Raw genomic sequence first — 25,502 nt, forward strand, 5'->3', positions numbered from 1 at the left:
TGGTGCGGCCTGTCCTTGATGGTGCAGAACCTGCTGTCTGGCGGGCTCTGTGACTGCCATAATCGCGGCGCGGAGGTGCCCTGTGGAGTCTTTGATCGCGTCCAGTGTGGATTTTGAACACATGTTCGAACTGGCCCCCGTCTCGCTATGGCTGGAGGACTACAGCGCGCTCAAGCGGCTGCTCGACCAGTGGCGTGCACAGGGCGTGACCGATCTGCAGGCGCATTTCCTGGCCCACCCTCAGGCGCTGCAGCAGTGCAGCGCGGCGCTCAAGGTGGTGCGCGTCAACCAGCGCACGCTGGACCTGTTTGGCGCCAGTGATCAGCAGACCTTTCTTGCCAGCCTGGGCCAGGTGTTCCGCGATGACATGCACGCGGGTCTGGCCTGCGAGCTGGAGGATCTGTGGCAAGGCTCTCTGAGCTTTGCCAACCGCACCGCCAACTACACGCTGGACGGGCGACGGCTCGATGTGCAGATCCGTGGCCGCATCCTGCCCGGTCATGAAGCGCTTTGGGACTGCGTGCTGGTGTCGCTGGAAGATGTGACGGCCGAGATGCGCAGCGCGCGCCAGCTGCACCGCAGCGAACAGTACTCGCGCGACCTGTTCGAGTACTCGCCCGTGTCGCTGTGGGTCGAGGATTTCAGCGCCATCAAGCGCCTGCTCGACGATGTGCGCGCCCAGGGCATCAGCGACTTCGCCACCTTCCTCAAGGTGCACCCGGAATTCGTCTCGCGCTGCATGCAGGAGATTCGCGTCGTGGACGTGAACCGCCAGACGCTGCGCATGTTCGGCGCCACCGACAAGCTGCAACTGCTGAGCCGGCTGGGCCGCATCTTCCGTGACGAGATGATCGACTCCTTTGCCGATCAGTTGCAGGACCTTTGGAGCGGCAAGCTCGTGCAGCACCGCGAAGTGGTGAACTACGCCCTGTCAGGCGACGCTCTGCACATCCACATGCAGCTGGCCGTGCTCGATGGCCATGCCGATGACTGGGGGCTGGTGCTGCTGTCGCTGGTGGACATCACGGCGCGCAAGAAGGCTGAGGCCTACCTCGAATACCTGGGCAAGCACGATGTGCTGACCCAGTTGCGCAATCGCGCCTTCTATATCGAGGAACTCAATCGCCTGGCACGCAAGGGTCCCTGGCCGCTGGCGGTGATTGCCATCGACATGAATGGCCTCAAGGAGGCCAATGACGAGCATGGCCATGCCGCAGGCGACGACATGCTGCGCCGCGTGGGCGAAGTGCTGACCAAGGCCGTGGATGCGCCTGCCTGCGCGGCGCGCATAGGCGGCGACTAATTCATGGTGCTTTTGCCGGCTTCGGACGAGCGCGGCGCCGAGGCGGTCAAGGAGCGCATCCTCTCGCTGCTGGAGCTCAACAACCAGTTCTATCCGGGCCAGGCGGTCAGCCTGTCCATGGGCGTGGCCTGCTGCGATTCGGGCAGCCAGGTCGAGGCCACCGTCTCGCGCGCCGACCAGGCCATGTATGCCGAAAAGGCGCGCTACTACAAGGAAAGAATGCTGGACCGCCGCGCGGGCCGCGCTTAGCGGTCTTGCACTGTAGTGCCTGTCAGGTCTCCGAGGCGTGCCGCCCGATTTCGGGCCAGCGGTGGTGCAGGTAGATCCAGGACGCCAGCCCGATCAGCATCATGCTGATCGAGCCCAGGGCCAGCAGTACGGTCGAATGCATCACCAGCGGTGCAATCATGCCGGCCACGATGCCGTTGGCAGTGGAGCCGACCACGGCCTGCAGCGATGAGGCCAGGCCGCGCCGCTCCGGGTGGATGTCCAGCACCAGCAGCGTGACCACGGGCACCATCATGGCCCAGCCGAAGGCGAACACCCCCACGGGAATCAGCGCCCAGCTCACGTGGGCGGGCCAGATCAGGTTGGCGACCAGGTTGACGATGGACACGACGAACATGATCAGAAAGCCATGTCGGATCTGGTGCTTGGGCGGAATGCGCCCGGCCAGACGGCCGCTCACCCATGCGCCGCCCATGATTCCCGAGATCGAGATCACGAAGAACCAGAAGAACTGCTGCGGCTGCAGGTGCAGCAGGTCGCCCAGGAAGGCGGGCGCCGACAGCACATACAGAAACATGCCGTTGAACGGCACGCCGCTGGCAAAGGCCAGCAGCACAAAGCGCGGATCGCTGCACAGCTCCTTGTAGCCGTGCATCAGAGGCTTGAAGCGGAAGGGCTGGCGCTGCGCCTGTGGCAGGGATTCCGGCAGGAATCGCCAGTTGATACCCCACAGCAGCACGCCCACCAGGGTCAAAAACCAGAACACTGCCGCCCAGCCCAGGTGTATGAACAGCCAGCCGCCCATCACAGGGGCCAGGGCTGGCGCGATGCCAAAGAAGATGGTGATCTGCGCCATCACGCGCTGGGCCTGGGCGGGTGGAAACAGGTCGCGCACCACGGCGCGCGACACCACGATGCCGGCACCCGTGGACAGGCCCTGCAACGCGCGAAACAGCACCAGCTGCGTGATGTTCTGCGACAGCGCACAGCCCGCCGATGCCAGCGTGAATACGGCCAGCCCCCACAGCACCACGGGGCGGCGGCCAAAGCTGTCGGCCATGGCGCCGTGGAAAAGGTTCATGAAGGCAAAGCCGAACAGATAGGCCGACAGCGTCTGCTGCATCTGCAGCGGCGTGGCGTTCAGGGCCTGGGCGATGCCGGAGAAGGCGGGGATGTAGGTATCGATCGAGAACGGCCCCAGCATGCCCAGGATGGCAAGCAGGACGGCCAGGGCCCAGCGCGGGCCCTGCCAGAGCGGGGAAACATTTTGTGGCATGCAGGCGAGGCGGTTGTGCGTTGCGGGAGACCGCAGGCGCAGAAAAAGGCCGCGCGCCCTTGCGCCTGCGGCAGGGTGACACTGTAGCGGCTTGGCTGGAATCCGGTGTGACGGATGGCTTGGCGAATGCCCTGGGCGATGGAATGGGTCGATAGTTTGTATCTAAATGATGTAAATATCGATAGAATTTATCTTTTGCGCCAGCATGCACAGGTCTGCCGTGGGGGGGATGGCATGGTTCTGGGCGCTTTCGCCAAGGATCTTTCATGACTGTTTCTCGCCGCACGTTGATATCGGGTCTGGCCCCGGCTGCGTTGCAACTGACCGCCGGCGCTGCCTGGTCCAAGGGCCGCCGACTTCAGCTGTCGGCGGCCTATGGCGATGGCATCTTCCACACGCAGAACCTGCGCAACTTCGCGGCGCGCGTGGGTGCCGATACCCAGCAGGCGCTGGAGATTGATGTGGTGTCCAACTCTGCGCTCAAGCCCATGGCGCAGGTGCTTCCTGCACTCAAGCGCAATGAAATCCAGTTCGGCGAAGTTCTCATGTCGTCCTATGTGGATATCCATCCGCTGCTGGCCATGGACTCGCTGCCTTTCATCGTGCGTGGCTTTGACGAGGCTGCGCACCTGTGGCAACTGACCCGTCCCGTGCTGCAGGAGTTTTTGCTGGCTCAGCAGGGTGTGCGCCTGCTGTTCGCCGTGCCTTGGCCGGCGCAGGGCCTGTTCTGCCGGCGCCCGGTCAACAGCATCGTGGATCTCAGGGGGCTCAGGCTGCGTGTGCAAAGCGATGCGACCAAGCGGCTGGCGGAACTCTGGGGAGCGCAGCCGGTGGTGCTCGCGGCCGGTGATCTTGGCATGGTGCTGGAGCAGGGCGGTATTGACGCCATGGTTTCATCCAGTGCCACCGGCGTCGACAGCCAGGCTTGGAAGACCATGAAGGTGTTTCTGGACATCAAGGCCTGGATTCCCAAGAACATGTTGTGCGTCAGCGAACTTGCCTGGAAGGGCTTTGCCGAGCCGGAACGCCAGGCCATCAGCCGCGCCGCCGCGCTGGCCGAGAAAGAAGGCTGGGCGCTGGCCCAGCAGGCCGATGAGCTGGGCAAGAAGGTTCTTGTCGACAACAAGATGTCCGTGGCCGCGCCATCGGCGGACCTGCGCCGCATGCTGGATTTGATGGGGGAGCGCTTTGGCCGGGAGTGGGTGGCCAAGGCTGGCAGCAGCAATATGTCTGTGCTGATGGAATACAACAAGAAAAGGCACTGAGCGCTGTCGCGCCGAGTGCCTTGTTCTAGGTATTGGTGGTGGGCCCTGAGTGATTCGAACACTCGACCAACGGATTAAGAGTCCGCTGCTCTACCAGCTGAGCTAAGAGCCCCAAAAACAAGTCTGCGCTGCAAACGAGACCGCAATTATGCGGCATTTTTTGTGCGCTTGCAGGAAGACGCGCCAAATTTTTAGTTCATGGCATGGTGGCGCTGAGCCGGGCCTGCGTGCCACCCGGTGCGCAGCCGCAAAAAAGGCGGCCGAGGCCGCCTTTGGGGTGCTGGCGCGCAGCGCGTTTACATCAGCAGATGTTCGCCTGCGTTGTCACCGCCCAGGATCACGTAGTTGACCTTGCGGATGTCCATCAGCTTCTTGCCGCCGGAGTAGCTGATCGAGCTTTGCACGTCCTGCTCCATCTCGATCAGGGTGTTGGCCAGAAGGCCCTTGACGGGCTCGAGGATGCGCTTGCCCTCCACGTGCTTGTACTCGCCCTTGTTGAAGTCCGAGGCCGAGCCGTAGTACTCCTTGAAGCGTTGGCCGTTTTCCTCGACGGTCTGGCCCGGCGATTCCTCGTGGCCCGCGAACAGCGAGCCGATCATCACCATGGTGGCGCCAAAGCGCACGCTCTTGGCGATGTCGCCGTGGCTGCGGATGCCGCCATCGGCAATGATGGGCTTGGTCGCCACGCGCGCGCACCACTTGAGCGCCGACAGCTGCCAGCCCCCCGTGCCAAAGCCCGTCTTGAGCTTGGTGATGCAGACCTTGCCGGGGCCGATGCCGACCTTGGTGGCGTCAGCGCCCCAGTTCTCCAGGTCGATCACGGCTTCGGGCGTGCCCACGTTGCCGGCGATCACGAAGGACTTGGGCAGCTTCTCCTTGAGGTAGCCGATCATGTTCTTCACGCTGTCGGCATGGCCGTGGGCGATGTCGATGGTGATGTATTCGGGGTACAGGCCTTCGGCGACGAAGCGGTCCACGGTGTCGTAGTCGGGCTTCTTGACGCCCAGCGAAATGGAGGCGAAGCAGCCCTTGCCCTGCATCTCGCGCACGAATTGCACGTTGTCCAGGTCAAAGCGGTGCATCACGTAGAAGTAGCCGTTCTGGGCCAGCCAGGTGCAGATGCTCTCATCCACCACCGTCTTCATGTTGGCCGGCACGGCCGGGATGCGGAAGGACCGACCGCCCAGCTCCACGCTGGCATCACACTCCGAGCGGCTTTCCACGCGGCACTTGCGCGGCAGCAGCAGGATGTTGTCGTAGTCGAAGATTTCCATTTGATTCCAAGCTCCATGAAAGGTCGCGGCAGGAACATCCCTCCGCGATGGGGCGCTTGGCTTGGAGGCCGGTCTTGCGGGCGGCGCGGGCGGGCCGCGTCGCCAGGGCGGCTGTGGCCCGGGCACAAAAAACCGGACCGCAAGAAACTTGGGCCCGGTGATTGATTCTATACGTTGCCGGCGACGGGCCTGGGCACCCTGTCGATATAGCGGTTATAGGGATGGCGTTATGAACCTGCAAGGGCGCGCTGCGCGTGCCGATTTTGGGCCGATTGCGGGAAATGCGGCGTCGGTTTCCCTGGGGGGCAAGGTGCTTTCTACAATGCCAGGATGTTCCCGATCGATCTGCTCGACGGCGCCTCCGGTGCCGCACCCGCCTCCAACTCCCCTTTGCTGGTTAACCTCAACGAGGAGCAGCTCGCTGCCGTCACGCTTCCGGCCGGCCACGCGCTGATCCTGGCCGGTGCGGGCTCGGGCAAGACGCGGGTGCTGACCACGCGCATCGCCTGGCTGCTGCAGACGGGCCAGGCCACGCCGGGCTCCATCCTGGCCGTGACTTTCACCAACAAGGCGGCCAAGGAAATGCTGGCCCGCCTGTCGGCCATGCTGCCCTACAACGTGCGCGGCATGTGGATCGGCACCTTCCACGGCCTGTGCAACCGGCTGCTGCGCGCCCACCACCAGGCGGCAAAGCTGTCGTCCACCTTCCAGATCCTGGACACGCAGGACCAGCTGTCGGCCGTCAAGCGCCTGTGCAAGCAGTTCAATGTGGACGACGAGCGCTTCCCGCCCAAGCAGCTGCAGTACTTCATTGCCGGCTGCAAGGAAGAGGGCATGCGCCCCGGCGACGTGGTGGCCAATGACCCGGACACGCGCAAGAAGGTCGAGATCTACCAGCTCTACGAGGAGCAGTGCCAGCGCGAGGGCGTGGTCGATTTCGGCGAGCTGATGCTGCGCTCCTACGAGCTGCTGCGCGACGATGCCGCGCTGCGCGCCCACTACCAGCGGCGCTTTCGCCACATCATGGTGGACGAGTTCCAGGACACCAACAAGCTGCAGTACCAGTGGCTCAAGCAGCTGGCGGGCGACATGGTGGATGGCCGCCTGCAGGCCACGGGCAGCGTGATCGCCGTGGGCGACGACGACCAGAGCATCTACGCCTTTCGCGGTGCGCGCGTGGGCAACATGCAGGACTTCGTGCGCGAGTTCGATGTGCGCCAGCAGATCAAGCTGGAGCAGAACTACCGCTCCTACAGCAACATCCTCGACTGCGCCAACGCGCTCATCAGCCACAACAGCCAGCGCCTGGGCAAGAACCTGCGCACCACCCAGGGCCCGGGCGAGCCCGTGCGCATCTACGAAGCGCCCACGGACATGGCCGAGGCGCAGTGGATGGTCGAGGAAATCCAGCAGCTCGTGAAAAAGGACGGCTGGCAGCGCCAGGAAATCGCCGTGCTCTACCGCAGCAATGCGCAAAGCCGGGTGATCGAATCGCAGCTGTTCAATGCCGCCATTCCCTACCGCGTGTACGGCGGGCTGCGCTTTTTCGAGCGCGCCGAAATCAAGCATGCGCTGGCCTACCTGCGCCTGCTGGAGAACCCGCACGACGACACCAGCTTTCTGCGCGTGGTGAACTTCCCGCCGCGCGGCATCGGCGCGCGCAGCGTGGAGACGCTGCAGGACGCGGCGCGCAGCGCGGGCTGCTCGCTGCACGATGCCGTCTCGGCGGTGCCGGGCGCGCCGGGCACCAAGCTCGCAGGCTTTGTCGCCAAGATCGACGTGCTGCGCGAGCAGACCCAGGGCCGCACGCTGCGCGAGATCATCGAGGCCATCGAGGAAGAAAGCGGCCTGCTCGAGCACTACCGCAACGAAAAGGAAGGCGCCGACCGCATCGAGAACCTGCAGGAACTCGTGAACGCGGCCGAGAGCTTTGTCACCCAGGAAGGCTTTGGCCGCGATGCCGTGGCCCTGCCGCTGGACGAGCACGACGGCGCCCGGGCGCTGACGCAAAGCCCGGCCAGCCAGGGCCTGGACCCTGCGCTGCCGCTGCTGGACACGCCGCTCACGCCGCCGGCCGGCACCGTGGCCGGCATGGTCGATGCCGATACCGGCGAGACACTGTCGCCGCTGGCCGCCTTCCTGACGCACGCGGCGCTGGAGGCTGGCGACAACCAGGCCCAGGCCGGCCAGGACGCCGTGCAACTGATGACCGTGCATGCCTCCAAGGGACTGGAGTTCGACGCCGTCTTCATCGGCGGCGTGGAAGAGGGCCTGTTCCCGCATGAGAACGCCATGATGGACCGCGGCGGCCTGGAGGAAGAGCGCCGCCTGGCCTATGTGGCCATCACCCGCGCGCGCAAGCGCCTGTACCTGAGCCATTCGCAGACGCGCATGCTGCACGGGCAGACGCGCTACAACGTCAAGAGCCGCTTCTTCGACGAGCTGCCCGATGAGGCGCTCAAGTGGATCACCCCCAAGCAGGGCGGCTTTGGCAGCTACGCGCCCCGCCCCGGTGGCGGCGGTGGTGGCGGCTATGGTTCACGCGATCGCGGCGGCTTCGGCAACAAGGCCGAAGGCTGGCGCAGCGAGGTCTTCGCCAGCCCGCCCGTGCCGCCGCAAAAGGCCGCTCCGGGCCACGGCCTGCGCGTGGGCCTGAACGTGTTCCACAACAAGTTCGGCGAAGGCAAGGTGCTGGCCCTGGAAGGCACGGGCGACGATGCGCGCGCCCAGGTCAGCTTTGGGCGCCACGGCACGAAGTGGCTGGCGCTGTCCATTGCCAAGCTCACGGTCGTGGAGTGAGGCGCGGGCTGCCGCGCCCGGCGTTCAGGGCTTGACTTCGAAGCTCAGCGTCGTGGTGTGGCGCACGTCGGTGTATTTCTTGCCGTCCAGCGTGACCGAGCCGTTGTCCACGCGCGCCGTCACCTCCAGCACGTACAGGCCCGGGAAGTAGGGCTTGAAGCTCACCGTGCCGTCCTGCGATGGCGTGAGCGTGCGGTACCAGCCCTCGCTGGTCTGCACGTTGACCTGGCTGGCCGCGACCTTGCGGCCCTTGAACACCAGCTGGAACGTATCGCCTCCCGCCGTGGTGGGCACCAGCTCCAGGTCGTTCACGGCCTTGGTGTCGTTGCGGCCGAAACGGGCCTGGTAGTAGGTCAGCACGCCATTGGCGCCGGGGCGCGTGGCGGCGATGCGCACATCGCCCTGGCCTGCGTCCGCGGTGAAATGATTGGCGTCGGCCTTCAGGGGAAGGCTCTTGCCGTCGGGCAGGACCTGCTTGGCGTCTTCCAGGGCCGGCAGCTGTTCCAGCGGCTTGCGCAGCTCTCCGGCATAGGCCCGGGCCTGTCCTGCGTCCTGCTGCAGCCAGAGATAGTCGGCATGCGCGGCCGGCACCGCCAGTGCGGCGGCGGCGGCCAGCCATGCGGCGGTGCTGCGAAGGATGCGGGAAGGTTCGGTCATGGAGTCTCTCCTGTAGTGTGGCTCTGCGTGCGCCTGCCGGGCCTTGAGGGGCGTGATCCGGCGGGGCTGAAGATGGTGCGATGGCGGGCGAGCGACGCCGCAATGCATCAGAAATTATAGCGATCAGGTGAGAATGACTCTTGTTTTGCACGCTAAGAGTCGGGTTCATGACATCCATGCAATTGCGGCGCAGACATGCAAAAAGGCCATGGAAATCCATGGCCTTTGTGTGGCTGCGCCACTCGCCGCAGGGCGGCGGGGCGACGGGGCGCTATGGCGGTGGTTAGGCCGACAGCTTGGGCTGGGCAGCGGTGCCCGTCAGGTAGCCGACGGCGGCGCCGAACTTGCCGCGATAGTTGGCGCTGATCAGCGGGTCCAGCGTGGGCTTGACCACGTTGTGGATGGCGCCCCAGTCACCGGCGTGCTGGAAGTTGCTCATGATGTAGGTCCAGCCGTTGATCTCGTCCACGGCATGCAGGCCGGTGGATTCGCCGCCGGCGGGAATCGACATCAGGCGCGACAGCTGCTTGGTGTCGATGTTGTAGGCCCACAGGAAGTTGTTCACGTGCTGGCCGCTGTCCTCGCCGATGAACAGGGTGCGCATCTTCTCCGAGAACTTGAGGTTGTCGGGGTTGCAGATCTTGTTCGGGTTGCCGGTGTTGCCCAGCGCGTCGGCGCTGATGTCCTCGCCGGCCAGCAGGGCCTTGGTGTCCACGGGCATCCACTCGCTGTTGATGGCGGCGCCTGCCGTGTCCTTCTGGCCGCCGCGCAGGTTCAGTGCCATCACGGCGCCGGCCTTGAGCTGCTTGGGGATGAACACGCCGTTGCCGGCCACGTTCAGCGCATCACCGGCCACCATGGACTTTTCGCAGTTCTGCAGGGCCGAGTAGGCCACCTTGTCCTTGGCGTTGACGGTCGTGCCTTCCATCTTGGTGAAGCCCATGCTTGCGCCCTTGAAGGCGGCGTAGCGGTGGGTTTCCAGGAAGGCGGCAGCCTTGTCCATGCCGGGGTTGATCTTGATCCACTCGACCTTGCCGTTGGCCGTGATCTTGGTGTAGCTGGCGTCGCCCGGATCGGTCTTGGCCACGGTCATGATGTCCGTGGGCTTGAGCGTGTTGGCCAGTTGCTCGATCTCGGCGCTGGTGGCCGAGCCCAGCTTGATCCAGGTCAGCGCGGCGGCGCTGCCCGATGCGGGGTCGATGGAGAAGCCCGCGCCCACCTTGGCCACGTACAGCGAACCCGAGGACAGGTCCTTTTCCTTGTCGGCCACGAAGACGAAGTAGCCGCTGTTGGTGGCGTCGTCGCCCATCAGCGCCGTGCGCTGGTCGGGCATGACCTGGACCAGCTCGTGCGAGATGCGGCCCATGCAGAAATGCTTCTTGATGCTGGCCGTTCCGTCCACGTTGACCGTCACTTCGGGCATGTGGCCGTAGTGGTAGGGGTTGGCCTTGTTCTGGTCGCCATACAGGTTCTGGCTGAAGGCCAGCAGCTGCGCATTGCCGGTGGCGAAGGCGTCGGGCTCGTACTCTTCGCTGGACAGGTGGGTGCCCCAGGGCGACAGGCTGGCGCCGCAGGTGATCCACAGGCCGTGCACCTTGGAGGTGTCCACGTTGTGGTACTTGACCAGGCTGAGCTTGCCGGTGGTCTGGTCCTGGTCCAGCGTCAGCACGGCGATGGGAGAGGGCAGCTTGCCGTACATGTCGGTCTTGCCGTCCTGTGCCCACGTGGTGTATTCGAACTGCACCACGGCGAACACGGGCTTGCCCTTGACGCCGTCCACCTTGGCATTGGGCACGGTCAGCAGCGAGGTGCCGTCGGGCGAATCGGAGAAGAAGTGGCGCTCGCTGCCGGCCACGGTGCGGTCGATGATCTTGTTGTTGTTGATGTCGTAGTAGCCGCCGGCCAGGATCTTGCCGCCCTTGCCGTCGGACACTTCATCGCCGGTGACGAAGAAGGGCTGGTAGCCCAGATCGAAGCTCTGCTCGCTGTTGTCGCTGAACTGCACCTTGAGCTGCGAGGCCACGGTCATCCTGGCCATGGCCTGGGGGTTGGCCAGCGTAGGCGCTGCCATGGAGGTGAAGCTGGCCGCCACATAGTTCTTCGCGGGGCCGTCGTCACCGCCGCCGCAGGCGGTCAGCAGGCCTGTGGCGGACACGGCGGAGCCGAGCGGCAGCAGGGGGGCGCCGGTCAGGAATTGCAGCGCCTTGCGGCGGGAGAGCATCGTGGATTGGGACATGGGGCTTCCGTTATGGGTTTGTCAGCGTCAACCCATCGGGGGCGGGATGGGCCGGGATGCCGCCGCGCACTCGCTGGCTTGACATCCGCACGGCATGCTAGGCAGCCGGTGTGACAGAGCAATGGCATCCGCATGACGAAACCGTGACAGCGTCATGTGACAGCCGCCAGGCGAGGGGTGCCAGGCGATACGGCCAGTCAAAAAAACAAAGAAGAGGCGCGAAGAAGGGCTGAAGAAAGGTCCAAAGAAAAAGCCCCTTGAAAGGGGCTTGGGGGGTGCAGTGGCGAAGCGCTCAGCCGGACAGTCCGGGCGGCGCAGGCGGCTCGGTGCCGATGGCGTCGCTGCCGTCGCTTTTATCGGGCGCTGCAAAGCAGTCACGGAAGGTGAAGACGATGGAGGTGAAGAACATGGCGGCCAGCAGCATGGCCGTGCCGATCATCAGGCCGTTGGCAATGCTGCCCAGCACCTGGGCCAGCACGGCCGAGATCAGGGCCATCACGATGCCGGCCACGATGAACACGCCCATCCAGCTCAGGCCGAAGACCACCAGCGCGCCGATGTTGCGCACACAGGCCACCAGACTGAAGAACACGGCCTTGACCGGGGGCACGTTGTGCCAGTGCACCAGCCCCGGCGCGTGCCAGAACAGCAGGGACAGCGGCAGGTACAGGCCCATGCTCAGCCACATGGCGGCCTGGAAGTCGGGCGACTCGGCGATCTCGCGCGTCAGCGGCTCGCCGCCCAGGTAGACGTTGGCAAACTGGCCGTCGTCCACCAGCATGGACAGGCCCATGATCAGCAGGAAGCCTGCCGCATACATGGCGCCCAGCGTGAGCATGGAGTTCAGGCGCTGGCGCCCGGTGCGAAAGGCCACCAGCAGCAGGGCCGGCGTGGGCGCACGCCCGTGCGATGCCTCGGCCGCCGCCACCATCATGGCCAGCGAGGTGGCCGGCAGCAGGCCCAGCGCGATCACGGGGCCGATCAGCGGCAGCACCGTGACCAGCGACATGGCCGCCATCGACAGAAAGAACAGCGCCGCCAGTGCCAGCGGCTGCTGGCGGAAGGTGCGGATGCCCTGCTGCACCCATTGCAGGCCGGTACGGGCGGGAACGATGAGAAGTTTCATGGGGTGAGGAAGTCGGGGCGCCTGGATGGGGCATGGCCTCTGGCATGGGCCGCGCCGCTGGCGCCCGAACGGGGACTGTACCCGAGGACGCGCGGCCCGTGGACCGCAAAGCCCTCTGTCGGCCGCGCTGTGGCGGTCTTCGGACGTCAGTCCAGCGCCACCGGGTGGGCCAGGCGCTGGCGCAGCACGCGCTCGAAATGGGTGGGGTCGTGGGGAACGAGCATGGAGGCCTCGCGCGGCAGGTGGAAATCCCACAGGCGGGAAATCCAAAAGCGCAGCGCGCCCGCGCGCAGCATGGGGTTGAACAGCTCGCGCTCGGCGGCGGTCAGGGGGCGCACCGACTGGTAGGCGTCGATCATGGCCCTGGCCTTGGTGGCGTCATGGGCGCCGGTGGCGTGTTCGATGCACCAGTCGTTGAGGCACACGGCCAGGTCGAACAGCCAGCTGTCCACACCTGCGAAGTAGAAGTCGAAGAAGCCGGTCAGGCGCTCGCCCTCGAACATCACGTTGTCGCGGAACAGGTCGGCGTGCACGGGGCCGCGCGGCAGCGCCGCATAGGCGGGCGAGGCGGCCACATGGTTCTGGAAGGCCAGCTCGGAGCGCAGCAGGTCGGCGGTGGGGGCGTCTATGTGCGGGATGACCGTGGGCACGGTCTCGTTCCACCAGGGCAGGCTGCGCAGATTGGGCTGCTGGCGATCGTAGTCGCGTCCGGCCAGGTGCATGCGCGCCAGCATCTCGCCCACGGCGGCGCAGTGCGCGGGCTGGGGCGCCAGCTCGCTCTTGCCGGGCAGGCGGTTGACGATGGAGGCCGGCTTGCCGCACACGCTCAGCAGGATGTCGCCGCTGCGGGTCTCGGCCTGCGGGTCGGGCACGGGAATGCCGGCCTGCGCCAGGTGCTTCATCAGGTACAGGTAGAAGGGCAGTTGCTCGGCCGTCAGGCGCTCGAACAGCGTCAGCACCCACTCGCCCTGTTCGGTGGTGAGAAAGTAGTTGGTGTTCTCTATGCCGCCCTGGATGCCGCGCAGCTCCTTGAAGGAACCCAGGGACATGCGGCGCAGCAGCTCGCGCGCGTCTTTGTCGGAGACTTCGGTGAAAACGGCCATGTTGCATTGCCGGCCTTCAGGGCGCGGCGGAAATCGTTGTCGTCAGATATGGAAAGAGGGCAGCGCCGTCAGGTGCTGCCCCCTGGGATGCCGCCGGGCCAGGGGCCCGGACAGTCCGGTGAGGATCAGAACTTCTTGAGGTTCCAGACGCGCGTGCCGTTGGTGCCGTCGCCATCGCCGCGGTTGCGCGAGGAACGGGCGCCGTCGTTGGACTGCACTTCATACGAAGGCATGTCGCCGACCTTGGGCTGCACGGTGATGCTGCGGGTCTGGCCGCCCACGCGCAGCTCGTCAACGCGGCTGCCGCCATCTTCCACATGGATGTGTTCCACGCGCTGGTTGGTTCGGTCGCGGCCCTCGGGCTTGGCCGTGTCCGGCGCGGTCTGCTCGGTCGCCGTCGCAGGAGCGGTGGAGGCAGCCGGGGCAGGCGTGGGGTTCTGGGCCAGCACGGAGCTGGCGGCCAGGGTCAGGAAGATGAAAAGTGGAGCGGCGCGCATAGGCTCCATTGTAGAACTTGCAGCGGGCGCTGTCCCGCCCTGTCACCCTGCCGGCGCGTGCACAATCGGCGCATGAGCAATTCCAAGACCCTGGTGCTGATCGACGGCTCCAGCTACCTCTACCGCGCCTACCACGCCATGCCGGACCTGCGCGCCGAGCCCGGCAACCCGGAAAGCCCTGCCACGGGCGCCATCCGCGGCATGATCAACATGCTCCAGGCGATCAGGAAGGAAGTGGCGGCCGACTACGCCGTCTGCGTGTTCGATACCAGCGGACCCACCTTCCGCGACACGCTCTACCCCGAATACAAGGCGCACCGCTCGCCCATGCCCGACGATCTGCGCTCGCAGATCGAGCCCATCCATGAAGTGGTCCGCCTGCTGGGCTGGCCCGTGCTGGCCATCCAGGGCGTGGAGGCCGACGACGTGATCGGCACCCTGGCCAAGACGGCCGCCGCCCAGGGCGTGAACGTGGTGATCTCCAGTGGCGACAAGGACCTGTCCCAGCTGGTGGACTCCCACATCATGGTGATGGACACCATGAGCGGCAAGCGCCGCGACGTGGCCGGCGTGACGGCCGAGTTCGGCGTGCCGCCCACGCAGATGATCGACTACCAGGCCCTGGTCGGCGATGCCGTGGACAACGTGCCCGGCGTGTCCAAGGTGGGCCCCAAGACGGCCGTCAAGTGGCTGGCCGAGCACGGCTCGCTCGACGGCCTGATTGCTGCGGCCGACGGCATCAAGGGCGTGGCCGGCCAGAACCTGCGCGATGCCATCGCCTCGGGCCAGCTGGCGCTGAGCCGCCAGTTGGTCACCATGAAGACCGACTGCGACCTGAGCGCCGAAGTGCCCACCCTGCCGGTGCTCGACGCGCTGGCGCCGCGCGAGCCCGATACCGCGCCGCTGCGCGACTTCTATGAGCGCTACGGCTTCAAGGGCCTGGCGCGCATGCTCGGCGGTGCCGCGCCCGAGCCCGATGCGCTGGAAGCCGTCAAGGCCGGCCGCAAGCCAGCGGCCAAGCCGCGTGCCGACCAGTCCACGGGCGACATGTTTGCCCAGGAGCAGGCCGAATCCGACGACGCCACCACCGAGGCCGAGGCCGTCCAGCAGCGCCCGCTGGACTATGACGTGGTGCTGACCTGGGAAGCGTTCGACCAGTGGCTGGCCAAGATCAACGCCGCCGAACTCACGGCCCTGGATACCGAAACCACCTCGCTGGACGAGATGCGTGCCGAGATCGTGGGCATCTCGCTGAGCGTGGAGCCCGGCGCCGCTGCCTACATCCCCCTGCGCCATGCCGGCCCCGACGCGCCAGAGCAACTGCCTGCCGACGAAGTGCTGCAGCGCCTCAAGCCCTGGCTGGAGGATGCGGCCCGGCCCAAGCTGGGCCAGCACGTCAAGTACGACCGCCATGTCTTCGCCAATGCCGGCATCGAGGTGCAGGGCTATGTGCACGACACCATGCTGCAAAGCTATGTGCTGGAAGTGCACCGCCCGCACGGCCTGGCCAGCCTGGCGCTGCGCCACACCAACCGCACGGGCATCAGCTATGAAGACCTGTGCGGCAAGGGCGCCCACCAGATCCCGTTCGCCCAGGTGCCCGTGGACAAGGCTGCCGCCTATGCCTGCGAGGATGCCGACCAGACCCTGGACGTGCACCGCGTGCTGTGGCCGCAGCTGCAGGCCAACGACGGCCTGCGCGGCGTCTACGAGCTGGAGATCGCCACCAGCGAGGCCCTGTTCCGCATAGAGCGCAACGGCGTGCTCATCGATGCCGCCACGTTGGCCAAGCAGAGCAACGACCTGGGCCAGCGCATCGTGCAGCTGGAGCAGGAGGCCTATGACATCGCGGGCCAGCCCTTCAACCTGGCCAGCCCCAAGCAGCTGGGCGAAATCTTCTTCGACAAGCTGGGCATGCCCGTGGTCAAGAAGACGGCCACCGGCGCACGCAGCACCGACGAAGAGGTGCTGGAGAAGCTGGCCGAGGACTATCCGCTGCCCGCCAAGCTGCTGGAGCACCGCAGCCTGTCCAAGCTCAAGGGCACCTATACCGACAAGCTGGCCCAGCTGGCGCTGCCGCGCACGGGCCGCGTGCACACGCACTACGCCCAGGCCGTGGCCGTGACGGGGCGCCTGTCCAGCAACGACCCCAACCTGCAGAACATCCCCATCCGCACGCCCGAAGGCCGGCGCGTGCGCGAGGCCTTCATTGCCGCGCCCGGCCATGTGATCGCCAGCGCCGACTACTCGCAGATCGAGCTGCGCATCATGGCCCACCTGTCGGGTGACGAGTCCCTGCTGCGCGCCTTCCACGAAGGCCGCGACGTGCACCGTGCCACGGCATCGGAAGTCTTCAACGTGGAGCTGGAGCAGGTCAGCAGCGAGCAGCGCCGCTATGCCAAGGTCATCAACTTCGGGCTGATCTACGGCATGAGCAGCTTTGGCCTGGCCAAGAACCTGGGCATAGAGACCAAGGCCGCGGCCGCCTACATCGACCGCTATTTCCAGCGCTATCCGGGCGTCAAGCGCTACATGGACGAGACGGTGGAATTCGCGCGCGACCACGGCTACGTGGAAACCGTCTTCGGCCGCCGCCTGTACCTGGTGGACATCAACGGCGGCAGCGGCCCGCGCAAGAAGGCGGCCGAACGCCAGGCCATCAACGCGCCCATGCAGGGCACGGCGGCCGACCTGATCAAGAAGGCCATGGTGGCGGTGCAGGCCGAGCTCGATGCCAGGCAGTCCGAGGTCCGCGTCATCATGCAGGTGCACGACGAACTGGTGTTCGAGCTGCCCGAAGGCGAGTCGGACTGGGTGCGCACCGAGATCCCGCGCCTGATGGCCGGCGTGGCCGACCTGAAGGTGCCGCTGCTCGCCGAGGTGGGCCTGGGACCCAACTGGGACAAGGCACATTGAGCTTCACGCAGGCATCGTAGACTTGGCCGGTTCTCAACCACCACCAAGGAGAGATGCATGCGTGACGATCAGCAGCAAGACCTGAAGGCCCTGGTTCCGGGGCGCAGCAGCGAAGAGGGGCCTACGCGGCGCCTGGCATTGCAGACGGCCCTGGGCCTGGGCTATGCCGCAGCGGCCACGCCGCTCATGGCGCAGACCGCCATCTCCACGCCGGCCGACGGCCTGACGGCCGGCGAGGTGCATTTCACCGTGAACGGCTTCAAGGTGCCCGCCTACCGCGCCGCGCCCGCGGGCAAGAAGAATGTGCCCGTGGTGCTGGTGATCTCCGAGATCTTCGGCGTGCACGAATACATTGCCGACACCTGCCGCCGCCTGGCGCGTGCCGGCTACCTGGCCATTGCCCCCGATCTGTATGCGCGCCAGGGCGACCCCAAGACCTATACCGACATCGCCAAGCTCATGAGCGAGCTGGTCTCCAAGGTGCCCGACGAGCAGGTCATGGCCGACCTCGACGGCGCCGTGCAATGGGCCGGCACGCAGGGCGGCGATACGGCGCGCGTGGCCATCACGGGCTTTTGCTGGGGCGGGCGCATCACCTGGCTGTATGCGGCCCATGGCCCGGTCAAGGCCGGCGTGGCCTGGTACGGCCGGCTGGAAGGCGCCAAGACGGCGCTGCAGCCACGCCATCCGCTGGAGCTGGTCTCCAGCCTCAAGGCGCCGGTGCTGGGCCTGTATGGCGGGCAGGACACGGGCATTCCGCTGGAATCCGTGGAGCGCATGCGCGAGGCGCTCAAGCAGGGCTCGGCAGCGGCCAAGGCCTCGGAGTTCGTGATCTACCCGGAGGCGCCGCACGCCTTCCATGCCGACTACCGGCCCAGCTACCGCGAGCAGGCTGCGCGCGACGGCTGGCAAAAAATGCTGGCCTGGTTCAATAAGCATGGGGTGACCCCCTGAGCGGCTGCGCCGCTTCCCCCTCTCTCGCTTCGCGGGAGGGGGACGACACCCTCGGTGCGGGGCGGCCCTTCCTCGGTGTCCCTGGTGTGAGGACGCGCCAGTTTTTAAGGTATTGCTGACTAGCTTTCAACTTTATTCGCGCAGGGGGGGGGCTTGACAGCTTCTGTAGGCTGAAACCGAGGGCGCCCGACACCGTGGCCTGCTTCCTTCATGGGATCGCAGGCCACGGCTGCGATGGGGTCCGTCTTTCTGCGAGAATTCGCGGGTTTCGCCTGCAAGGGCATACGGTTGAAGCACAAATCGCTATGACATTGGTAGCAATCATTCTGGCCACCCTGGCCGCCGGTATTGGCAGCGTCTGGGTGGCCGCGTTGTTGATGGGGCTGGGAGGTAATCGCTCGCCGGGCATGATGCCGCAGCGGCTGTTGAGCCTGGCGGCGGGCGCGCTGCTGGCCACGGCCTTCATGCACCTCTTGCCCGAAGCCTTCGAGAGCGAGGCAGGCGCGCATGACCTGTTCGTGACGCTGCTGGTGGGCCTGGTGTTCTTTTTCCTGCTGTCCAAGGCCGAGCTGTGGCACCACGGGCACGAGCACGGCGCGCCGCCTGCCCATGAGCATGATCACCACGAACATCACGATCACCAGGGCCATGCCCATGACCATTCCCATGACCACCATCACGGCCACCGCCACGGCGGCTGGGCCGTGCTGACCGGCGACAGCGTGCACTGCTTCGGCGATGGCGTGCTGATCGCCTCCGCCTTCATGGCCGACATGCGCCTGGGGCTGATCGCGGCGGTATCGGTGCTGGCCCACGAGGTGCCGCACCACATGGGCGACATCGTGGTGCTGCGCCAGTCCAGCTCCAACCGGCGTGTGGCGCTGATCAAGGTGTCCATGGCCGGGGCCGTGACCACGCTGGGCGGCATTGGCGGCTATTTCCTGGTGGGACAGCTGCAGGAACTGCTGCCGTACTTCCTGGCCGTGGCCTCCAGCAGCTTCATCTACGTGGCGCTGGCCGACCTGATTCCCCAGCTGCAAAAGCGCCTGAGCGCACGCGAGACCGTGGCCCAGGTGGGCTGGCTGATGCTGGGCATCGTGCTGGTCACCGTGGTCAGCCGCGCGGCGCACGCGCACTGAGGCTGATGTTGAGGCTGAGGCGCGGGTCCTAGCCTGCGCGGGCCTCCTGGGGTGCCGGCCCCAGCAGGTCGGCGTAATCCACCGCGTACTTGATGAAGGCCGCATGGCCGTCGATGCGCAGCTTGCGGCGCAGGTGCAGGCGGTGGGTTTCCACGGTGCGCACCGAGGTACCCATCAGCGCCGCAATCTCCTTGTTGGAGCGGCCCTCCGAGATCCACTGCAGCACGCTGGCCTCGCGCGGCGTGAGGGCGCGCCGGGGCCCGGACGCGCTGCCGTCTTCCTCGGCCACGGGCTGCAGGCCGGGGCTGAAATACAGGCCGCCGGCGTAGACCCGGTCTATGGCCTCGATGAGCTGCTGCGCAGGCGCGTCCTTGAGCACATAGCCGCGCGCGCCCAGCGCCACGGCGCGGCGCACGTACTCGGGATCCTCATGCATGGACAGCACCAGCACGCGCACCAGCGGGAACTGATCGCGGAACAGCGCGGCCAGGTCGATGCCGCTGGCGCCCGGCATGCGGATGTCGGTGACCACCAGGTCGGGCGACAGCTCGCGGGCCAGCGGCAGGGCCTGGTCCACGCTGGCGGCCTCGCCCACCACACGGATATGGTCCGTGGCCTGCAGGCGCATGGACACGCCGTCGCGCACGAGAGGGTGGTCGTCCACCAGGAGGATGCGGATCATGGGGTTCATGCAGCGGCCCGTGGGAGTTCGAATTCCGGTGAGGGAGACAGCGGCATGCCGCCATCGCGGTAGAGCACGGCGACCAGCCGGGTGCCGCGGCGCCCCGAACTGATGGACAGGTGGCCGCCCAGGCCTTCGATGCGCTCGCGCATGTTGCGCAGGCCGATGCCGCCCTGGCGGTCGCGCTGCACGCGGCGCATGTCGAAGCCCTGGCCGTCGTCGCTGACCTGCAGCACCACGCGGCGGCGCTGAAAGTGCAGGCTGACATCGATGCGCGTGGCCTGGGCATGGTTTTGCGCATTCGTCACGGCCTCCTGGGCCACGCGGAACAGGGCCGTGGCATGGCTGGGCGGCAGAAAGCGCGTCTCGCCGCGGCAGCCGAATTGCATGCGCAGGCCGTCCTCGGCCTGCATCTGCTGGCTCATCAGCGCCAGGGCCGGGGCCAGGCCCAGGTCGTCCAGCAGGGCGGGGCGCAGGCCGTGGGAGACGCGCCGTATCTCCACCAGCGCGTGGTTGAGCTGCTCCAGGCCCTGGTCCACCATGCGCTGGGCCGTGGCCGGGTCCTGCGCGGCCAGCCGCCTGAGCTGGGCCTGGGCCGTCTCCAGCAGGAACTTGGAGGAGACCAGCACCTGCACCACGCCGTCATGCAGGTCGCGCGCCACGCGCGTGCGTTCCTCTTCCTGCGAATGCACCACGCGCTGGGCCAGCCGCTGCAGCTTGTTGCTGGACACGCGGTGATCGCTGAGATTGAAGACCAGCCCCGCCACGCCGATGAGCACGATGCACAGCGCCGCAATGCCGAAGATGCGCCAGCGCGTGGCCGCGATGTTGGCCTGGGCGCTTTCGTCGATCTGGCGCAGCGCCTGCTCCACATCGTCCAGGTACAGGCCCGTGCCCAGCGACCAGCCCCATTCGGGCACCGTGGCCACGTAGGCGAGCTTGGCCTCGGTGCGCAGCGATGACGGCTTTTGCCACTGGTAGCGCACCAGGCCGCCGCCGCTGCGCGCGGCGTCCAGGATGATCCTGGCGGGTCCTGCGCCGCCCGGGCTGTTGGGATCGCACAGGTCCACGCCCGACAGGCCCATCTGGCGCGCATCCAGCAGCACGTTGCCGTGTTCGTCGTAGACAAAGAAGTAGCCGTCCTCGCCGAACTGCATGCGCGACAGCATCTCCAGCGCCTGGCGCCGCTGCACGGATTGCTCCTCGCCGCTGGACTTGATGCGCGTCAGCGCCGTGGTCGCCAGCTGGACGTAGTGGCGCAGCTCCGTCTCCTTGCTGTGCAGGTAGGCGGTCTCGACCAGTTCCCGTTCCTGGTGGGCCAGCTCCAGGGTCTGGTGCTGCACGGTCGCCGCGACCAGGCCCAGGGCGAGTGCGATGGCGGCAATCGACAGAAGTGCAAGTTTCAGCGGAAGTTGCATGGAAGCCTGTGTGGGGTGCACCGACGATCTTTTCCGCCCAGTGGCCGGGCCTTGTCAACAGGGCTTGCGCGCATGCCGCCAGCGCCAGGGCGGCGGCCTTTGAATGGCATGCGCTGTATTTTCCAATGGCCTGCGCGCCCCGTATATCCACGCAGATTCACGCGCGCGTGAAAAGGCGTTTGAATATCCCAAGGGAAACACCATGGAAAATAGTTTTTGGGTGCGAAACAATATCCCATGGATACTGGAAATCCGAGATGCATTTTCTTGGTGCGTACTCCCCTTTTTGGGGTTTTGGATAATCGTTTTGCCGTATTGTGGTGCGCCGTCCCTCTGATGCCTGATGTGCTGCTTGCTGTTGAGCAGATTCCGTGCCAAACCATTGTTTTCAAAGAATGTTGAAGGGCTGCGTAGCACTGCGTGGGTCCGCGTGCGTAGTGGTGCGTAGGGGAAAATTCATTATCGAATGCCCCAGATCCCTGCCTAGAATTTCTCCGTGAAATCACGAATTCGAATCATTTTGTATCGATGATTCAGGTCACCTCTGAGGACTGGGTTAATGGTGACAAAGTGTTTCCATAACGCCAATGCAGTAATGCGTGGCACGGCAGTGGCAGCTTGTATTTTTGTTTGAGAAGGGCAATACCATGGATATTCGAACGAACCTGGGGCGCATGGCGCTGGCATGCGGGGTGGCGGTGACGGCGGCGGCGTTGGTGGGTTGCGCTGCGCCCAACAAGCGCGAGGTGCTGTCCACCACGCAGATCTACCCGGCCATCGGCCCGTACTCGCAGATGGTGGCGCATGGCAACACCATCTACTTCTCGGGCGTGCTGCCGCTGAACGCACAGGGCACGGCCATCCAGGGCGCCACCATCGAAGAGCAGACGCGTGCCGTGCTCGACCACATCGGCGCCAAGCTCAAGTCCCAGGGACTGGGCTATGAGGATGTGCTCTCGACCTCGGTCTTCATGAAGGACCTCAACGAGTTCGCCGCCATGAACAAGGTCTATGGCGAGTACTTCAAGACCGGCGCCCCTGCTCGGGCCACGGTGGAAGTGGCGCGCCTGCCGCGCGATGTGAAGATCGAAATCTCGGCCATCGTCGGCCGCCGCTGACCGCTTGCGCAACGACAGGAGGACCGCATGAACGCACGACACCCCCAGATCGCGGCCGAGCAGGCCACATCCCTGACCGCCACTGCGGCCGCCGGCGAATCCGGCTATCCCGCGCGCTGGACTTCCAAGCGCCGCGACTTCCTGCGCATGCTGGGCTACGGCACCGGCGCCGCCACGCTGGGCCCGCTGCTGGCCGCCTGCGGCAGCGGCAACGCCCAGACCTCGGCCGCCGCGCTGCGCGAGCAGCTCATGCGCGACGAGGCCTTCTGGACCGACGTGCAGAGCATGTTCATCCTCAAGCCCGAGAAGACCTACATGAACATCGGCACGGCCGGCTCCATGCCCAAGCTGGTGCTCGATGTGTTCGATACCGAAAACCGCAAGAAGGCCGCCGACTCTGGCAACGGCTACAGCAACCTGCTGGACCTGCGCAAGCAGGTGGCGCCGGGCTTTGGCGTGGATGCCGACGAGCTGGCCTTCTCGGCCAATACCTCCTCGGGCATGTGCCATGCCATCCTGGGCATCGACTGGCAGCGTGGCGACGTGGTGGTCACCACCAACCACGAGCACGGCGGCGGCGACACGCCGCTGAAGATCGCGCAGGACCGCTACGGCATCGAGGTCTCGCGCATTGCGCTGCCCGTGGGCAACAACCAGACGGCCGCCACCTACGTGAACCTGTTCGACGAGCGCATCCGCGCGCTCAAGGCCCAGGGCAAGCGCGTGCGCGCCATGATGTGGTCCTCGCCCACCTACAAGACCGGCACCATGCTGCCCATTGCCGACCTGATGGGCGTGGTCAAGGCGCATGGCCTGATCAGCATCGTGGACGGCGCCCACCTGCCGGGCATGATGGCCTACAACTATGCGGAGCTGGGCATGGACTTCATGTCCGGCGCGGGCCACAAGTGGCAGTGCGGCCCGGGCTCGACGGGCATCCTCATCATCCGCAACAAGATGCGCGCCTCCAACCCGCTGCCACTGCCCAAGTGGTACCCGGTGCACACCAGCGCCTACCCGGCGCTGGAGCGCACGACCACGGCCAAGGAGACCTACGACATCGCCGCCTCGGTCACCTCCTGCGGCAGCGTGCACACGCCCATGTTCATGGCGCTGGCCCAGGCCTGCGCGCAGTGGGACAGCATCGGCCGCAAGAAGATCGAGACCTATGACCTGACGCTGTCGTCCTACCTCAAGGAAAAGATCGTCGAGCGCTGGGGCGTGGACTCGCTGTACTCGCCCAAGGACGATCCCAAGCTGCTGTCGGCGCTGACCTGCTTCAACCCGTTCCAGAACAAGGACGACGTGATGAACGGGACCAAGTCATCGACCTTCGTGGCGCGCATGCTCAGCGACTATCCGCAGGGCTTCGTGATCCGCAACTCCAACTTCCCCGTGATCGGCGCGGCGGCAGACCACTACGGCGTGCGCGTGTCCACGCACCTGTGGCATGACGCGCGGGACGTCGATCTGCTGGTGGATGCGATGTGGGATCTGTCTAGAAAGATGGCTTGACCCCCTGAGCCGCTTACGCGCCTTCCCCCTCTCTACCCGCTTCGCGGGGGAGGGGGACGGCACCCTCGGTGCGGGGCGGCCCTTCCTCGGTGCCTCTGAGGTGGGCCGTGCTTGTTTTGAGGGCGTGCTTTCTGGCGCAGAGCGCTGTCCTCAGCCTTTGATCGTCAGCCGGGCTGTCCTTCGTCGCGGATGGCGGCTCGGACCTGGGGGAGCTGGCGGCGGGAGACCATGAGCAGTTCGGGGATGCCGTGCAGGCGCAGGGCCCAGCCTTCGCCTTCGGTGGGGTCGTCGTGGCGTTCCAGGGCGCGCAGGGCGCTGCGGGCCACCAGCGCGTTGCGGTGCACGCGCAGCAGGTGGTCGGCGTGGCGGGCCTCCAGGTCGGCCAGGGCGCCGTCGAGGATGTAGCTGCGGCCCACGGTGCGCACGGTCACGTACTTCTGTTCGGCCTTGAGGTAGAGCACTTCGGACAGGGGCAGGCGCACGGTGGTGCCCCGGTCCTGTATCAGCAGCACGGGGCCGCTGTCGCGCTCGGCCGTCTGGTGCACCGCCGTGCGTGCGGCCTTGGCCAGGGCCTGCTGCAGGCGCTCGCGGCGCACGGGCTTGGTCAGGTAGTCGGCGGCGTCCAGGTCGAAGGCCTCGACCGCATGGCCGGCATGGGCGGTGACGAAGACCACGGCAGGCGGCAGCGGCAGGCGGCGCAGTGCGTGCGCCAGGGCCAGGCCGTCCTGGCCCGGCATGTGGATGTCCAGCAGTGCCAGTTCCACGGCGCGCGGGCCCGGCGCCTGCAGCACGGCCATGGCCTGGCGCGCGTCTGCCGCTTCACTGACCTGGTGCGGGCCGGTGCCCGTGCAGGCTTCCACATCGGCCAGCAGGGTGCGCAGTCGCGCGCGGGCCAGGGCTTCGTCGTCAACGATCAGGATGTGCATGGTCCTTCTTCTTCGATACGGCCTTCGTGGGGTGGCTGGCAGGCGCAGCCAGCGGCAGGCTGATGCGCACCACGAAATGGCCCTTGAGCGTGCGCGCCGTGAGGTGGGCCTGCAGGTCGTGCAGCAGCGACAGCCGGGCGCGCACATTGGCCAGCGCAATGCCGTTGCCGCGCGTGCCAGCTGCGCTGGCGGAATCGATCTCAGTGGGCAGGGTGTTGGTGATGCGCACCTCCACCAGATCGCCACGGCGCTCGGTGCGCACCTGCAGCTTGCCGCCGCGTGCGCTGGGCTCCACGCCATGGCGTATGGCGTTTTCCACCAGCGGCTGCAGCAGCAGCGGCGGCAGCAGGGCGCCGTGGGCGGCAGGGTCCAGTTGCCAGCGCACCTGCAGCCGTTCGCCGAAGCGCACCTGCTCGATGGCCAGGTAGCGCTGGGCCAGCTCGATCTCCTCGGCCAGCGTGGTCGTGCTGTGCGGCTCGGCCAGCGCGTAGCGGAACAGGTCGCTGAGGTCTTCCAGCAGGGCCTCGGCCTTGGCGGGCTCGGCACGTACCAGGGCGATGGCGCTGTTGAGCGTGTTGAACAGGAAATGCGGGCGTATGCGCGACTGCAGCTCGGCCAGCCGCGCCTGCGTGTCGGCGGGGGTGTGGCCGCGTGCGCGCAGCACCAGGGCGGCCACCAGCAGGGCCGCCAGCAGTCCGCCGGACATGGCGCTGGCCAGCCAGGGGGCGCTGGTGCCGCCGGCCAGTTGCAGCATGGCGCAGGCATACAGCCCGGCCGCCATGCCCAGCAGCACGCCGGCTGCGTACTGCCCGGTGGACGGCAGGCGCTGCAGCGGATGCTTGAGCAGGCAGGCCGCCACCAGCCAGACCAGGGTGCCGGGCAGGCTGGCGCCGGTCAGCAGGGCCATGTTCTCCAGCCACTGCAGCAGCGAGTCGGCGCCGAACATCGCAGCCGTGGCCGCCACGGCCTGCACGAAGAGCACGGCGCGCAGTACCACGCCGACGTTGCAGGCGTCGAAGACCAGCGCCGCAGGCAGGGGCGGCGGGGCGGCGGAGGTGGATGGCTGGGGC

At 66.5% G+C, this 25,502-nt stretch carries 19 protein-coding genes, 1 tRNA gene and 1 pseudogene; 8 read left to right on the plus strand and 13 right to left on the minus strand.

Translation table 11 applies throughout. From position 1 onward, the window contains the following. Positions 1–82: 82 nt before the first annotated feature. Positions 83–1,552, plus strand: a pseudogene (locus BW39_RS26260) (diguanylate cyclase domain-containing protein). A gap of 22 nt (positions 1,553–1,574) precedes the next feature. Here the strand turns inward: BW39_RS26260 and BW39_RS26265 are convergent. Then, the gene (locus BW39_RS26265) at positions 1,575–2,807 is read right to left on the minus strand and encodes a multidrug effflux MFS transporter (RefSeq protein WP_043825077.1); all 1,233 of its coding nucleotides are present in this window, start codon (positions 2,805–2,807) and stop codon (positions 1,575–1,577) included. 266 nt (positions 2,808–3,073) lie between these two features. Between BW39_RS26265 and BW39_RS26270 the strand changes: the two genes are divergently transcribed. Next, entirely contained in the window at positions 3,074–4,072 is a 999-nt protein-coding gene (locus BW39_RS26270; RefSeq protein WP_043825080.1) for a TRAP transporter substrate-binding protein, read from the plus strand. A 36-nt stretch (positions 4,073–4,108) separates the two neighbouring features. Here BW39_RS26270 and BW39_RS26275 read toward each other — a convergent pair. Beyond that, positions 4,109–4,184, minus strand: a tRNA-Lys gene (locus BW39_RS26275). Positions 4,185–4,368: 184 nt separating this feature from the next. Continuing rightward, positions 4,369–5,346 carry a GMP reductase gene (locus tag BW39_RS26280; protein WP_043825083.1) on the minus strand — a complete coding sequence of 326 codons (978 nt, stop codon included), beginning with the start codon at positions 5,344–5,346 and terminating at the stop codon, positions 4,369–4,371. 330 nt (positions 5,347–5,676) lie between these two features. Between BW39_RS26280 and BW39_RS26285 the strand changes: the two genes are divergently transcribed. Then, the gene (locus BW39_RS26285; RefSeq protein WP_043825086.1) at positions 5,677–8,145 is read left to right on the plus strand and encodes a UvrD-helicase domain-containing protein; all 2,469 of its coding nucleotides are present in this window, start codon (positions 5,677–5,679) and stop codon (positions 8,143–8,145) included. 24 nt (positions 8,146–8,169) lie between these two features. Here the strand turns inward: BW39_RS26285 and BW39_RS26290 are convergent, their stop codons facing one another. The 5 genes from BW39_RS26290 to BW39_RS26310 all read right to left on the minus strand — a co-directional run bounded on the left by BW39_RS26290 (position 8,170) and on the right by BW39_RS26310 (position 13,764). Then, positions 8,170–8,802 (minus strand): hypothetical protein, encoded by a 633-nt coding sequence (locus tag BW39_RS26290; RefSeq protein WP_013800941.1) that lies wholly within the window; start codon positions 8,800–8,802, stop codon positions 8,170–8,172. Positions 8,803–9,085: 283 nt separating this feature from the next. After that, the gene (locus BW39_RS26295; RefSeq protein ID WP_043825089.1) at positions 9,086–11,038 is read right to left on the minus strand and encodes a PhoX family protein; all 1,953 of its coding nucleotides are present in this window, start codon (positions 11,036–11,038) and stop codon (positions 9,086–9,088) included. A gap of 292 nt (positions 11,039–11,330) precedes the next feature. Continuing rightward, positions 11,331–12,164 (minus strand): BPSS1780 family membrane protein, encoded by an 834-nt coding sequence (locus tag BW39_RS26300; RefSeq protein ID WP_043825090.1) that lies wholly within the window; start codon positions 12,162–12,164, stop codon positions 11,331–11,333. 146 nt (positions 12,165–12,310) lie between these two features. After that, on the minus strand, positions 12,311–13,267 hold the full coding sequence (locus tag BW39_RS26305) for a homoserine kinase (protein ID WP_043825092.1): 957 nt from the start codon (positions 13,265–13,267) through the stop codon (positions 12,311–12,313). 125 nt (positions 13,268–13,392) lie between these two features. Further along, positions 13,393–13,764, minus strand: coding sequence for a hypothetical protein (locus tag BW39_RS26310; RefSeq protein WP_043825094.1), 372 nt, complete (start codon positions 13,762–13,764; stop codon positions 13,393–13,395). Between the two features lie 72 nt (positions 13,765–13,836). Between BW39_RS26310 and polA the strand changes: the two genes are divergently transcribed. The 3 genes from polA (at position 13,837) to BW39_RS26325 (ending at position 18,773) form a co-directional block, all read left to right on the plus strand. After that, positions 13,837–16,680 (plus strand): DNA polymerase I, encoded by a 2,844-nt coding sequence (gene polA, locus BW39_RS26315; RefSeq protein WP_043825096.1) that lies wholly within the window; start codon positions 13,837–13,839, stop codon positions 16,678–16,680. A 57-nt stretch (positions 16,681–16,737) separates the two neighbouring features. Further along, positions 16,738–17,634 carry a dienelactone hydrolase family protein gene (locus tag BW39_RS26320; protein ID WP_043825097.1) on the plus strand — a complete coding sequence of 299 codons (897 nt, stop codon included), beginning with the start codon at positions 16,738–16,740 and terminating at the stop codon, positions 17,632–17,634. A gap of 305 nt (positions 17,635–17,939) precedes the next feature. Further along, positions 17,940–18,773, plus strand: a complete 834-nt coding sequence (locus tag BW39_RS26325) for a ZIP family metal transporter (protein ID WP_034396735.1) — start codon at positions 17,940–17,942, stop codon at positions 18,771–18,773. A 28-nt stretch (positions 18,774–18,801) separates the two neighbouring features. Here BW39_RS26325 and BW39_RS26330 read toward each other — a convergent pair whose 3' ends face one another. From BW39_RS26330 to BW39_RS31390, 3 genes are read right to left on the minus strand one after another with little or no spacing between them, the layout of a single operon-like run. Further along, on the minus strand, positions 18,802–19,464 hold the full coding sequence (locus BW39_RS26330) for a response regulator (protein WP_013800948.1): 663 nt from the start codon (positions 19,462–19,464) through the stop codon (positions 18,802–18,804). After that, a complete protein-coding gene (locus BW39_RS26335) occupies positions 19,461–20,873 on the minus strand; it encodes a cache domain-containing protein (RefSeq protein ID WP_012207119.1) in 1,413 nt (470 codons plus the stop codon). Before BW39_RS26335 ends, BW39_RS26330 begins: the two co-directional genes overlap by 4 nt. A gap of 54 nt (positions 20,874–20,927) precedes the next feature. Further along, entirely contained in the window at positions 20,928–21,290 is a 363-nt protein-coding gene (locus BW39_RS31390) for a hypothetical protein (protein WP_152547324.1), read from the minus strand. Positions 21,291–21,520: 230 nt separating this feature from the next. Here BW39_RS31390 and BW39_RS26340 point away from each other — a divergent pair, with 230 nt between their 5' ends. Both BW39_RS26340 and BW39_RS26345 read left to right on the plus strand, forming a co-directional pair. Further along, a complete protein-coding gene (locus BW39_RS26340) occupies positions 21,521–21,991 on the plus strand; it encodes a Rid family detoxifying hydrolase (RefSeq protein ID WP_012207118.1) in 471 nt (156 codons plus the stop codon). Between the two features lie 27 nt (positions 21,992–22,018). After that, on the plus strand, positions 22,019–23,506 hold the full coding sequence (locus BW39_RS26345) for an aminotransferase class V-fold PLP-dependent enzyme (protein ID WP_012207117.1): 1,488 nt from the start codon (positions 22,019–22,021) through the stop codon (positions 23,504–23,506). A gap of 164 nt (positions 23,507–23,670) precedes the next feature. Here the strand turns inward: BW39_RS26345 and BW39_RS26350 are convergent, their stop codons facing one another. Beyond that, positions 23,671–24,432, minus strand: coding sequence for a LytR/AlgR family response regulator transcription factor (locus BW39_RS26350; RefSeq protein WP_034398907.1), 762 nt, complete (start codon positions 24,430–24,432; stop codon positions 23,671–23,673). Next, positions 24,413–25,502 (minus strand): histidine kinase (locus BW39_RS26355; protein ID WP_043825098.1); only part of this gene is annotated, 1,090 nt, incomplete at its 5' end. The genes BW39_RS26355 and BW39_RS26350, both read right to left, overlap by 20 nt.

The sequence above is a fragment of the Delftia sp. RIT313 genome, assembly GCF_000632165.1.
Lineage (GTDB): Bacteria > Pseudomonadota > Gammaproteobacteria > Burkholderiales > Burkholderiaceae_C > Comamonas > Comamonas acidovorans.